This is a genomic window from Hydrogenophaga aquatica (assembly GCF_054780915.1).
Genome location: NZ_BAAGVK010000002.1, coordinates 406,251 through 418,875, shown reverse-complemented (window position 1 = coordinate 418,875; position 12,625 = coordinate 406,251). Strand labels below are relative to the sequence as shown.

The 12,625-nt window shown below is 67.8% G+C and carries 11 protein-coding genes; 9 read left to right on the top strand and 2 right to left on the bottom strand.

What is annotated here, in order from left to right; all coding sequences use genetic code 11:
- Positions 1-741: 741 nt before the first annotated feature.
- From ACYVHH_RS03090 to lnt, 3 genes are read left to right on the top strand one after another with little or no spacing between them, the layout of a single operon-like run.
- A complete protein-coding gene (locus tag ACYVHH_RS03090) occupies positions 742-1,362 on the top strand; it encodes a GNAT family N-acetyltransferase (RefSeq protein ID WP_460563617.1) in 621 nt (206 codons plus the stop codon).
- 46 nt (positions 1,363-1,408) lie between these two features.
- Positions 1,409-2,323, top strand: coding sequence for an HlyC/CorC family transporter (locus ACYVHH_RS03085; RefSeq protein WP_460563560.1), 915 nt, complete (start codon positions 1,409-1,411; stop codon positions 2,321-2,323).
- Entirely contained in the window at positions 2,320-3,891 is a 1,572-nt protein-coding gene (gene lnt / locus ACYVHH_RS03080) for an apolipoprotein N-acyltransferase (RefSeq protein WP_460563559.1), read from the top strand. Before ACYVHH_RS03085 ends, lnt begins: the two co-directional genes overlap by 4 nt.
- 23 nt (positions 3,892-3,914) lie before the next feature.
- Here the strand turns inward: lnt and ACYVHH_RS03075 are convergent, their stop codons facing one another.
- Complete coding sequence (locus tag ACYVHH_RS03075) at positions 3,915-4,826, bottom strand: LysR family transcriptional regulator (RefSeq protein ID WP_460563558.1); 912 nt, start codon at positions 4,824-4,826, stop codon at positions 3,915-3,917.
- 123 nt (positions 4,827-4,949) lie between these two features.
- On the opposite strand from ACYVHH_RS03075, the gene ACYVHH_RS03070 reads away from it, so the two are divergent.
- The 6 genes from ACYVHH_RS03070 to ACYVHH_RS03045 all read left to right on the top strand — a co-directional run bounded on the left by ACYVHH_RS03070 (position 4,950) and on the right by ACYVHH_RS03045 (position 11,644).
- Positions 4,950-6,026 carry a type II asparaginase gene (locus ACYVHH_RS03070; RefSeq protein ID WP_460563557.1) on the top strand — a complete coding sequence of 359 codons (1,077 nt, stop codon included), beginning with the start codon at positions 4,950-4,952 and terminating at the stop codon, positions 6,024-6,026.
- A 390-nt stretch (positions 6,027-6,416) separates the two neighbouring features.
- On the top strand, positions 6,417-7,334 hold the full coding sequence (gene glyQ, locus ACYVHH_RS03065) for a glycine--tRNA ligase subunit alpha (RefSeq protein WP_460563556.1): 918 nt from the start codon (positions 6,417-6,419) through the stop codon (positions 7,332-7,334).
- A 12-nt stretch (positions 7,335-7,346) separates the two neighbouring features.
- A complete protein-coding gene (gene glyS / locus ACYVHH_RS03060) occupies positions 7,347-9,482 on the top strand; it encodes a glycine--tRNA ligase subunit beta (RefSeq protein ID WP_460563555.1) in 2,136 nt (711 codons plus the stop codon).
- Between the two features lie 29 nt (positions 9,483-9,511).
- On the top strand, positions 9,512-10,075 hold the full coding sequence (gene gmhB, locus ACYVHH_RS03055) for a D-glycero-beta-D-manno-heptose 1,7-bisphosphate 7-phosphatase (protein ID WP_460563554.1): 564 nt from the start codon (positions 9,512-9,514) through the stop codon (positions 10,073-10,075).
- On the top strand, positions 10,075-10,839 hold the full coding sequence (locus tag ACYVHH_RS03050) for a lysophospholipid acyltransferase family protein (RefSeq protein ID WP_460563553.1): 765 nt from the start codon (positions 10,075-10,077) through the stop codon (positions 10,837-10,839). Before gmhB ends, ACYVHH_RS03050 begins: the two co-directional genes overlap by 1 nt.
- 7 nt (positions 10,840-10,846) lie before the next feature.
- Positions 10,847-11,644 (top strand): M48 family metallopeptidase, encoded by a 798-nt coding sequence (locus ACYVHH_RS03045; protein WP_460563552.1) that lies wholly within the window; start codon positions 10,847-10,849, stop codon positions 11,642-11,644.
- Positions 11,645-11,665: 21 nt separating this feature from the next.
- On the opposite strand, the gene ACYVHH_RS03040 is transcribed toward ACYVHH_RS03045, so the two are convergent.
- Positions 11,666-12,592, bottom strand: coding sequence for a UbiA family prenyltransferase (locus tag ACYVHH_RS03040; RefSeq protein WP_460563551.1), 927 nt, complete (start codon positions 12,590-12,592; stop codon positions 11,666-11,668).
- Between the last annotated feature and the right edge of the window lie 33 nt (positions 12,593-12,625).

Here is a 12,625-nt window from a genome sequence, read left to right as displayed (position 1 = left end):
TGGCGCGAACATGCCGAGCCGGACCATTGGCCCGCGCCCGGCCTGCCGCCGCCAAAGGCAGGGGTGGTGCTGGTTCACGGTTACCTGTGCAACCGGGCGCTCTGGGTGCCGTGGCTGCGCGAGCTGCGTTCGCGTGGCGTTCCCTGTGCGGCCATCACCCTGCGTTCCGTCTTCGGCGGTATCGACGGGCACGTGCCGCAGATCGAGGAGGCCGTGCAACGCATGACAGCGGCCACCGGCCAGCGTCCCTGGCTGGTGGGGCACAGCATGGGCGGGTTGGCTATTCGGGCGTGGTGGCGGGCCTGGCGACGCCAGGCTGCGGTCGAGGGACGCGCCGTTCCACCCCTGGGCAGCCGGGTCCAGGGCATCGTCACGCTGGGCACGCCGCACCAGGGGACTTGGCTGGCGCGCTTGAGCCACGTGGCGTGCGGCCGCCAGATGCGCCCGGGCAGCGACTGGCTGGCCGACCTGGGCCGGGACGAACCCGCGCGCGACCTTGTCCTGGCGCACAGTTGGGCCGCGCCATGCGACGCCGTGGTCTACCCGCAGGGGGCCACCCGCTGGCCGGGGGCCCACGAGCATGTGGCCATGGGTGTGGGGCATGTGTCCCTGGTTTTTCATCCAGCGCCCTTGCTGTCCTTGCTGGACGCCTTGCAGGGCGAGCCGGAAAACCCCTCCACCCAGCTTGCCCATGTGACAGAAGGGGCTTGCAAATCTAGGGAAAACCCTTATATTCGCGCCATGCCAACGGTCGCCGAACGCTCCTCGTCTTCATCCCTCGTGCCCATACGGGCACTGGAGGCGTCGCAGCGCGCCGCCATCGAGCGCCACTTGCTGGCTCTGGGTGAGGGGGACCGTTACCTGCGCTTCGGCTATGCCGCCAACGACGACCAGATCCGCCGCTACGTCGAGGGCATTCGCTTTGACCGTGACGAGGTGTTTGGCATCTTCAACCGCCGCCTGGAACTGATTGCCATGGCGCACCTGGCCTACGCCATCGAGCCGGACCGCCGCAACAGCGCCGAGTTCGGGGTGAGCGTGAGCCGTCACGCACGCGGGCGCGGCTATGGCAACCGCCTGTTCGAGCGTGCCGTGATGCACGCGCGCAACCAGGGCGTGTCCCTGATGTACATCCACGCGCTCAGCGAGAACGTGGCCATGCTCAAGATCGCCCGCAAAGGCGGCGCCACCGTGGTGCGCGACGGCTCGGAAAGCGAAGCCCACCTGGAACTGCCGCCCGCCGACTTTGGCTCGCAGATGGCCGAGCTGATGGAGGAGCAGGTGGCGCGGACCGACTACCACCTCAAGGCCCAGACGCGGCACTTCCGCAACTTCCTGCGCCGACTGATGGTCTGGCGCTGAGCCCTGCGGGCCGGTCCGCGCGCGGTGCGCATGCTGGCGCCGTGTCATGGGCTTGTTGTATCCTTGGCCTCAGTTCAACTTCCGTCTGCAGTCAGTGGCCGACCCCTATCCCAGTACGTCGCCGCACCGTGGTGTGCGGCATGAAGACAAGCGCAGTCTCCTGCAAAAGCTGGCCGAGTTCATCAACCCTGGGCCCGATTCCAAGGACGAACTCATCGAGACCCTGGCCGAGGCAGAGGACAACGACATCATCGACGCCGAGTCGCGCGTGATGCTCGAAGGGGTGATCCGCATCGCCGACATGACGGCCGGCGACGTGATGGTGGCGGCCCCCCGCATGGACGCCCTGGACATCAACGCTCCCTACCAGGACCTGCTGCACACCGTCATCGAGACGGCGCACTCACGCTTCCCCGTCTACGAAGGCGAGCGCGAGAACATTCTCGGCATCCTCATGGCCAAGGACCTGCTCAAGCTGCAGCGCGCACCGGAGCTGAACATCCGCGCGCTGTTGCGGCCAGCGGTGTTCGTGCCCGAGAGCAAAGGACTGAACGATCTGCTGCGCGAGTTCCGGGGCAACCGCAACCACTTGGCCATCGTCATCGACGAGTTCGGCCGTGTGGCGGGTCTCATCACCATCGAGGACGTGCTGGAGGAAATCGTCGGCGAAATAGAAGACGAGTTCGACGAAGGCGAGGACGAGGGCGACATCTTTGCGCTGGCCGATGGCACCTGGCGCGTCAGTGGCGACACATCGATCGACATGGTGAACGAGTGGTTCCAGGTGGCGCTGCCGGTGGAGCCCTTTGAGACGATAGGCGGCATGGTGTCGCATGACATGGGGCATGTGCCCAAGCGCGGCGAGGCGCACGACGTGCAGGGCCTGCGCTTCCTGGTCCAGCATGCCAAGGGCGGCGCCGTGAAGTGGTTCAAGGTGTCGCGCCTGCCGGGGGCGGATTGAGCCGCTGGCTCTGGTGGTTGGGGCTGTTGTTGGCGGGCGGCGCGCAGGCGCTGTCCCTCGCTTGGCCGTGGGCTTTCGGGCCCACCGGCGAGCCGGTGCCCGCCTTGCAGTGGCTGTCTCTGCTGGTTCTTTTGGCCGGTTTGCGGGCCGCGCCCACGGCGCGGGCAGCTTTCGCGCGGGGCTGGGCTTTTGCCACAGCGTGGCTGGTCGCCACCTTCTGGTGGCTTTTCATATCGATGCACATCTACGGCGGTCTGGCGGCGCCGCTGGCGGCCGTGGCCGTGCTGGCACTGGCCGCAGCCCTGGGCCTGTATTACGCCGTGGCCGGCGCTGTTTACTGGCGCTGGCGCAACGCACCCCCTGCCACTCAGGCCGTGGCTTTTGCCGCCCTCTGGACGCTGGCCGAGCTGGCGCGGGGCACCTTGTTCACCGGGTTCCCCTGGGGGGCGGGTGGTTACGCGCACATTGACACCCTCGGGGCGCTGGCGCCCTATGTGGGCGTGTATGGCATGGGCGCGGTCAGCGCGGCACTGGCTGCCGGGCTGCTGGCGGCGTTCAGTCAAGGCAACCGCCGTGGCTTGGGCTGGGGTTGGCGGGCGTTTGCCATGGTGGCCGTGCCCCTGGTCTGCTGGCCCTTGCCGGGCCGCTGGCTGGTGGAGCACCTGCCAGCACATACCCGCAGCCACGGTGAGTTGACCGTCACCCTGCTGCAGGGCAACGTGCCGCAGGATGAAAAGTTCACCCCCGGTGCGGGCATACCCCTGGCCCTGGAGTGGTACGGCGCGCAGTTGCGCCAGGCCGTGGCCCGTGCCGACGCCCCCCACCTGGTGGTGGCGCCCGAAACGGCCATACCGGTTCTGCCGCAGGAGCTGGAACCAGCCTACCTGCGCGGCCTGCTGGACGCGGTGGCTGCAGGCACGTCTGCCGTGATGGTGGGGCTGCCCGTTGGCAACTGGACCGACGGCTTCACCAATGCCACGCTCAGCTGGACGCCCGGCCTGCAGCAGCACCGCTACGACAAACACCACTTGGTGCCCTTTGGCGAGTTCATTCCCACAGGGTTTCGCTGGTTCACCCAGCTCATGCACATCCCGCTGGGGGACTTCGCGCGGGGCCCGCTGGCGCAGCCGCCGCTGGTGTGGGCGGGCCAGCGCATTGCGCCCAACATCTGTTACGAAGACCTGTTTGGCGAAGAACTGGCCGCCAGCTTCCGCGACGCGGCGCAGGCGCCCACCGTGCTGGTGAACGTGAGCAACATCGCCTGGTTTGGCGACACGGTGGCCATCGACCAGCACCGCAACATCTCGCGTCTGCGCGCGCTGGAACTGCAACGCCCCATGGTGCGCGCCACCAACACGGGCGCCACGGCGGCCATCGACCACCTGGGCCGCGTCACGCACGAACTGCCGCGTCTCACGCGCGGCGCGCTGGACGCCACGGTGCAGGGGCGAGACGGCGCAACGCCCTTTGCGCGCTGGGCGGGGCGCTGGGGGCTGTGGCCCTTGGTGTTGGTGGCGGTGCTTGCCCTGGCCTGGGCGGCACGGCGTACCCGGATCGGAGCTCGATAGGTTGGCCTGTCAGAACGGGTGGCTCAACGCCCTGTTGCCCCCGCCGACAACGTTTCGCGCAGCAGCGCAGGCAGCATGGCCAGCATGCGTGTGGCGTGCAGCCCGGGCGGCGAGTTGCGCGCGTGGTAGCTGTAGAGCGAAATGGGCGGCAGCTCGTGCAGTTCCAGCGCCATGATCTGCGAGTTGTCCAGCCGGGTGGCGGTGATGAAGTCCACCACCGTCCAGCCCATGCCCAGCTTCACCAGTTCCACGGCCAGCCGCGATGTCTGCACCTGAATGCCAGGCCCTTCACGGGTACCCAGGCGCTGCGCCAGTTCGTCGATGGACTGGCGCATGGGGTCGTCGCCCACCAGGCGTATGGCAGGCACGCGGGCCAGCCGGGTGGAGGGTGACGAGGCACGCGGCGCGCGCGACCAAAGGGTCTGCGCCACCGCCAGGTACAGCCGCCCGCTCACCAGCAGTTCGCTGGCGATTTGCGGGTGGGGGTGTTTGTAGAAGCCCAGGGCAAAGTCCACGCTGCGCGTGAGCAAGGCCTGGGTCATCTGGTCCTGGTGGATGGTGCGCACAGCCACGCCCACTTCGGGGTGCTTTTGCGCGTGGTGCTGCAGCAGCTGCGGCAGAAATTCGTGTGATATGGCGGGGATGGCCGCCAGACGTACCTCGCCGCCTTCGCGGCTGGCCAGGTTGCGCGCGGTGCGTTGCAGGGCCTCCAGCTGGCGGTGGATGCTGTTCGACTCTGCTGCCAGCACTTGCGCTTCGGGCGTGGGCGTAAGGCCCGCTGGAGAGCGGTTGAACAGCCGGTAGCCGAGCCGCAGTTCCGTATGGGCCACCGCCTTGCTCACGGCCGATGGGGTGATGCACAGCAGCCGCGCCGCCGCGCTCATGTTGCCCGTTTGCAGCACGGCTTGAAAAACTTCGAGTTGGCGCAGGTTCATGGGGTTTGCTGACTGTGAGTGAAATTCACAATGTTGCGCCAATTATTCCTCATGTATGTGCATCTATTTCCCATAGCATCCGGCTCCCGGAAACCAATAACTCATTTTCAGGAGACCCGATTCATGTCCGTCATTTCTTCCTCCCCGGTGTCCCGCTGGCTTGCCGGCCTGCTGCTGACCGCCGCTTCCACGGTGGCGCTCGCTCAGGCGGCCAAGCCGCATGTGGTGGTGCTGGCCACGGGTGGCACCATCGCGGGTGCCGGGGCTTCGGCTGCCAACAGCGCCACCTACGCCGCCGCCAAGGTGCCGGTCGACAAGCTGTTGGCCGGGCTGCCCGAGCTGGCCAGCGTGGCCAAGGTCAGCGGGGAACAGGTGTTCCAGATCGCGTCCGAGAGCTTCACCAACGACCACCTGCTCAAGCTGGGGCAGCGCGTTTCGGCGCTGGCCAAGCAGGCCGACGTGGACGGCATCGTCATCACCCATGGCACCGACACGCTGGAAGAAACCGCCTACTTCCTGAACCTCACGGTGCGTACCGCCAAGCCCATCGTGCTCGTGGGCTCCATGCGCCCGGGCACGGCCCTGTCGGCCGACGGCGCGCTCAACCTGTACGACGCGGTGAGCGTTGCCGCCAGCAAGGACGCCGCAGGCAAGGGCGTGCTGGTGACGATGAACGACGAGATCCAGAGCGGCCGCGACGTGAGCAAGACCATCAACATCAAGACCGAGGCCTTCAAGAGCCAGTGGGGTCCGCTGGGCATGGTGGTGGAAGGCAAGAACTACTGGTTCCGCGCGCCGGTCAAGCGCCACACCACACAGTCTGAGTTCAACATCGATGACATCAAGGCCCTGCCTGCGGTGGACATCGTCTATGGTTACGGCAACATGAACACCACCGGCATCGAGGCCTACGGCAAGGCTGGCGTGAAGGCGCTGGTGCATGCCGGTACGGGCAACGGCTCGGTGGCCGCGCAGGCGGTGGAATCGCTCAAGACGCTGCGCGCCGCTGGTGTGCATGTCATCCGCTCGGCCCGCGTGCCCGATGGCTTCGTGCTGCGCAACGCCGAACAGCCCGACGACAAGTACGACTGGGTGGTGGCGCACGACCTGCGCCCGCAGAAGGCCCGTATCCTGGCCATGGTGGCCCTGACCAAGACGCAGGACAGCAAGGAACTGCAACGGATTTTCTGGGAGTACTGATCCCAGACAGTGTTCTGTCCCGGCGCGATCCGCGCCGCTGGACGGTTGCCGAGGCCGGAGTCCCACCAGGGCTCCGGCTTTTGTTTATGTGAGGCGCCGCCGGGCCGCCCCAAGGCGACGAAGGCCCCCTCGGGGGGCAGCGAAGCGTGGGGGCAATTGAGGCGCCGCCGGGCCGCCCCAAGGCGACGAAGGCCCCCTCGGGGGGCAGCGAAGCGTGGGGGCAATTGAGGCGCCGCCGGGCCGCCCCAAGGCGACGAAAGCCCCCTCGGGGGGCAGCGAAGCGTGGGGGCTGCGAGCCCACCGTAAAATCGCGGGTTACGCCTGGGCCGCGAGCCCATTCCAACGTTTTTCCATTCATCCGGCCCTGGCGCCGCCAGTGCCCGAGACCTCATGTTGACCTTCCAGCAAATCATTCTGAAGCTGCAGTCCTACTGGGACGCGCAGGGTTGCGCGCTGTTGCAGCCCTACGACATGGAAGTGGGTGCCGGAACCAGCCACACCGCCACCTTCCTGCGCGCCATCGGGCCCGAGCCCTGGAAGGCCGCCTACGTGCAGCCCAGCCGCCGCCCCAAGGACGGCCGCTACGGCGAGAACCCCAACCGCTTGCAGCACTACTACCAGTACCAGGTGGTGCTCAAGCCCGCGCCCAGCAACATCCTGGAGCTGTACCTGGGCAGTCTGGAGGCTCTGGGCTTCGACCTGAAGAAGAACGACATCCGCTTTGTGGAAGACGACTGGGAGAACCCCACGCTGGGCGCCTGGGGCCTGGGCTGGGAGGTGTGGCTCAACGGCATGGAGGTGACGCAGTTCACCTACTTCCAGCAGGTGGGTGGCATCGACTGCAAACCCATCACGGGTGAGATCACCTACGGCCTGGAACGCCTGGCCATGTACCTGCAGGGCGTGGACAACGTCTACAACCTGAAGTGGACCGACACGCTGAGCTACGGTGACGTGTACCACCAGAACGAGGTGGAGCAGTCCACCTACAACTTCGAGCACAGCAACGCCGACTTTCTGTTCACCGCCTTCACCGCGCACGAAGGCAACGCCAAGCACCTGATGGAACAGAAGCTGGCGCTGCCTGCCTACGAACAGGTGCTCAAGGCCGCGCACACCTTCAACCTGCTGGACGCGCGCGGCGCCATCAGCGTGACCGAGCGCGCCGCCTATATCGGCCGCATCCGCAACCTGGCGCGCAGCGTGGCGCAGGCCTACTACGAGAGCCGCGAACGCCTGGGCTTCCCCATGGCGCCGCGCGAATGGGTCGAACAGATCGTGGCACAGACCGAAAAGAAAGCCGCCTGAGGAAAGCACGACATGACCACGAAGAACCTGCTGGTGGAACTCTTTGTTGAGGAACTGCCCCCCAAGGCCCTGAAGAAGCTGGGCGACGCGTTTGCCGGTGTGCTGTTCGATCAGCTCAAGGTCATGGGCCTGGCTGGCGCGGACGCCGAGGTGAAGGCCTATGCGTCGCCGCGCCGCTTGGCCGCGCACGTGTCGCACGTGTGGCTCAAGGCTGAAGACCAGGCCGTGCAGCAAAAGCTCATGCCCGTCTCGGTGGGCCTCACGGCCGACGGCCAGGCTACGCCCGCGTTGCTCAAGAAGCTGGCGTCGCTGGGAGCCGACGTGTCCGACCCGGCCGCCGCCGTGGCGGCATTGAAGCGCCAGGGCGAGGGCAAAGCCGAAGCCCTGTTCTACGATAGCCTGGTGACGGGCGCCACGCTGGACGTGGGCCTGCAGAAGGCGCTGGACGAAGCCATCCGCCAGTTGCCCATCCCCAAGGTGATGACCTACCAGCTGGAGACCGACTGCGAGCTGCCCGGCTGGAGCAGCGTGAACTTCGTGCGTCCCGCGCACGGTCTGGTGGCGCTGCACGGCGACACCGTGGTGCCGGTGAAGGCACTGGGCCTGACGGCGGGCAACGCCACGCAGGGCCACCGCTTCGAGGCGGTCAAGTCGCCCGTGGTGCTGGCCCACGCCGACGCCTACGCGCAGACGTTGCGTGACGACGGCGCGGTGATCGCCAGCTTTGCCGAGCGCCGCGCCGAAATCGCGCGCCAGCTGGCCGCCCGCGCCGCCGAGGTGGGCGGCGGCTGCCGCCCGATCGAGGACGACGCCCTGCTGGATGAGGTGACCGCGCTGGTGGAGCGCCCCAACGTGCTGGTGTGCCAGTTCGAGCCCGAATTCCTGGAAGTGCCGCAGGAGTGCCTGATTCTGACGATGAAGGCCAACCAGAAGTACTTCCCCCTGCTGGACGCGCAAGGCAAGCTGACCAACAAGTTCCTGGTGGTGAGCAACATCAGCCCGGCTGACGCCAGCGCCGTGACCGGCGGCAACGAGCGCGTGGTGCGCCCGCGCCTGGCCGACGCCAAGTTCTTCTTCGACCAGGACCGCAAGCGCCCGCTGGAGTCGCGCGTGCTGGGGCTGGCCAAGGTGGTGTACCACAACAAGCTGGGTTCGCAGGGCGAGCGCGTGGAGCGCGTGAGTGCCATTGCGCGCGGCATTGCGCAGCAACTGGGCGGTGATGCGCTGGCGCGCCAGGCCGACCAGGCTGCCTTGCTGGCCAAGGCCGACCTGCTGACCGACATGGTGGGCGAGTTCCCAGAGTTGCAGGGCATCATGGGCGGCTACTACGCCCGCCACGACGGTCTGGGCAACGACATTGCCGAAGCGATCGAAGACCACTACAAGCCGCGCTTTGCGGGTGACGAGCTGCCGCGCAACGCCGTGGGCGTGTGCGTGGCGCTGGCCGACAAGCTGGAAACGCTGGTGGGCATGTTCGGCATCGGCAACCTGCCCAGCGGCGACAAGGACCCCTTCGCCCTGCGCCGCCACGCCCTCGGCGTGGTGCGCATGCTGATCGAGAAAGACCTGCCGCTGGACCTGACGGCCCTGCTGGCGCTGGCCGTGCCCGTGTTTGGCGACAAGATCACCGATCCGTCTGCCGCGCTCAGCGACTTCATCTACGACCGCCTGAGTGGCAGCCTGCGCGAGCAGGGCTACAGCGCCCAGGAAGTGGACGCCGTGCTGGCCCTGCGCCCGCAGCGCCTGGGCGAGGTGGCGCGCCGTCTGGCGGCTGTACGCACCTTCGCCGCGTTGCCCGAGGCCCCGGCCCTGGCCGCCGCCAACAAGCGCGTGGGCAATATCCTGAAGAAGGCCGAAGGTGAGGTGCAGCCCGCGGTGAAGCCCGAGTTGTTGCGCGAGGCGGCCGAAGCCGCGCTGAATGCCGCGCTGGCGCAGGTGGCGCCCGTGGCCGATGCAGCTTGGGCGGCAGGCGACTACACTGCCAACTTGAAGGCCTTGGCCGCGCTGAAGGCCCCCGTGGATGCCTTTTTCGACCAGGTGATGGTCAATGCTGACGACCCGGCCCTCAAAGCCAACCGCCTGGGCTTGCTGGCCACGCTGCACCAGGCCATGAACCGCGTGGCCGATCTGTCGCGCCTGGCGGCCTGACCGCCACGCGCAAGGAGCGGGTGAAGGACATGAAGCTGATCGTCATCGACCGGGATGGCACCCTGAACCAGGACCCCGAAGACTTCATCCGCACCCCCGACGATTGGGTTCCGCTGCCCGGCGCGCTGGAGGCGGTGGCCCGCCTGAACCAGGGCGGCTGGCGGGTGGTGGTGGCCTCCAACCAGTCTGGCCTGGGCCGCGGCCTGTTCGACGTGGCCACGCTCAACGCCGTGCACGCCCGCATGCACAAGATGCTGGGGGCCGTGGGCGGCAGGGTGGAGGCGGTGTTCTTCTGTCCCCACGCGCCCGAGGACGATTGCGACTGCCGCAAGCCCGCGCCCGGCCTTTTCCACCAGATCGCTGCGCGCATGGGTACCCCGCTTGCCCAGATTCTGGCCGTGGGCGATTCCGTGCGCGACGCCCAGGCCGCCGTGGCCGCCGGTTGCCAGCCGCATCTGGTGCTGACCGGGCAGTCTGCCTTGCACCGCGATGGCACCCTGCCTTCGGGCCTGCCCGAAGGCGTGACCGTGCACCAAGACCTGTCGGCCTTTGCCGACGCCGTGCTCGCGCTTGACGCGCAGAAAGCTTCCTGATGTCCGCAATCCGTTCGATCCTGCACCTGCTGTTCATGGCGGTGACCGTGGTGCCCTGGGCCCTGGCGGTCATCATCGTCTCACCGTTCCTGAGCAGCACAAAGCTCTACTGGATGTGCGCTGGCTGGCTGCGGGTGGCGGTGTGGGGCGGGCGCTGGATCCTGGGCATCCGCAACCACGTCATCGGATACGAGAACCTGCCCGTGGGCAGCAAGGCGCCCGCCGTGCTGCTGTTGAAGCACCAGTCCACGTGGGAGACCTTTGCCATGCCCGCGCTGATGCCGCATCCGCTGGCCTATGTGTTCAAGAAGGAACTGCTGTACGTGCCTTTCTTCGGCTGGGCCATGTCGCGCCTGGACATGATCCACATCGACCGCAGCAAGCGCGCCCAGGCCTTCAACAAGGTGGTGCAGCAGGGGCAGCGTCTGCTGGATCAGGGCACCTGGGTCATCATGTTTCCCGAGGGAACCCGCATCCCGCGTGGGCAGAAGGGGCAGTACAAGTCCGGTGGCACCCGGCTGGCGGTGCAGACCGGCGCACCGGTCATCCCCATCGCGGTGACGTCGGCCAAGTGCTGGCCGCGCCGCGCCATCATCAAGAAGCCGGGCGTGGTGGAGTTCTCCATCGGCAAGCCCATTCCCAGCCAGGGGCGTGATCCCGATGAGCTGATGCGCGAGGTGGAGGACTGGATCGAGGCGGAGATGCGGCGCCTGGACCCCGAGGCCTACAGCACAAGTACCAGCGCCAGCACGGCGACAGCCTGAAACGGCAATGCGGCAGACCGCCGGGGAAACGCTGCAGCTCGACCTGTTCGGGGCGCAGGCCCACGACTCCCTGGTCTGGCGGCACCCGCGCGCCAACCGCCAGTGCCGTGTGGGCGAGGCCGTGGTGGCCTACGAGTTCAAGCGCGGCCAGCGCCGCACCATCGGCCTGTCGGTGGGGCCGCTGGGTTTGAGCGTGCGAGCGCCGCGCTGGGCGCCCGTGGCCGAGGTGGAGGCCTTCATCCAGACCAAGGCCGCGTGGGTACTGGACAAACTGCGGCAGATGCAGGAGCACGGGCGCAACGCGCAGCCCCCGCAGCGCTGGCACGATGGCGCCACGCTGGACTACCTGGGCTGCAGCCTGACGCTGGTGCTGGACCCGAGCCACGCCTTTGACGGCGCGGGTGCCTGCGTGCAGGGTGACCGCCTGCTGGTGGGGCTGGCGCGTGACGCGGATGAGCAGCGGCTGAAGGACGCCGTGCACGCCTGGCTGATGCGTGAGGCGCGCGAGCTTTTCCGTCAGCGGTTGGACCACTTTGCCGCGCACATGGGCGTTCGTTACACGCAGCTCAGCCTGTCCAGCGCGGGCACGCGCTGGGGCAGTGCCTCGTCAGACGGTCGCATCCGGCTCAACTGGCGGCTCATCCACCTCGCACCGGACCTGATCGATTACGTGGTGGTGCACGAACTGAGCCACCTGCGCGAGATGAACCACAGCCCGGCCTTCTGGGCCGTGGTGGCCGCCGTGCTGCCCGACCATGCCGAGCGGCGGCAGGCACTCAAACGCATACGGCTCAGGCAGGCCTGAGGGCCAACGTTACTGGCCGCCTTAGCGCGGCATGCTCAGCAACCCGGCGGCCATGCCCAGGCCGTGCACCACGGTGGCGGCGATGGTGAGCACGATGGCCGGGCGCAGCGTTTCGGGCCGTGCAGCGCGCTGCCACACCAGGGCGGCCGCGCACAGCGACAGCGGCAGCGACAACAGCCCCCAAAGTGCCTGCATGGGCGGAATGAGCAACCAGGCGCTGAGCGCCAGCCAGCCGTGCGCCAGCAAGGCCAGCAGCAGGTAGAGCAATGCCGACAGGCGCGGCCCCAGGCGAACCGCCAGTGTGTGCTTGCCCACCTGTGCGTCTGACGCCGCATCGGGCAGGCCATTGACCAGCAGGATGTTGGCCACCAGCATGGCGTAGCTCAAGGCCAGGCTGGCCGGGATGGGGAAGAACTGGCTGCGTTGCGCGTAGTCCGCGCCGATCACCATCAGCCACCACACGCCTGCCACGGTGAGTTCACCCAGGCCACGCGTCATCAGTGCCAGGGGCGGGGCGGAATAAGCCCAGCCCAGGAGCAGCCCCGCCATGCCCACGAGCAGCAAACCGCCGCCGCTCTTGACGGCCAGCCACAGCCCGCCCAGGGCGGCCAGGCCCAGCAGCATCCACGCCAGCCGCCTGGTGTCTTCGAGCGACACCGCGCCCTGCTGGATGAGCCGCGAGCCGCCGGTGAAGGGGCTCAGCGGCGCGGGGTTGGCCGCATCGGCGCCGTTGCGCGCGTCCTGGTAGTCGTTGAGCACGTTGGCGCCAGCGTGGGCCATGCACGCGAGTATGACCGTGACGCCTGCCTTCATGGTGTCGAATCCGCAGCCGCAGGCTGCCGCAGAGGCCATGCCCAGCAGGGTTGCCACCACGGTGATGACGAGAAAGCCCGGGCGGCAAAGGCGCCAGGCTGTGCGCAAGGACAGGGGAGCGGCAGCGGTTTCCATGAGGTAAATATACCCCCTGGAGCACCACGGGGA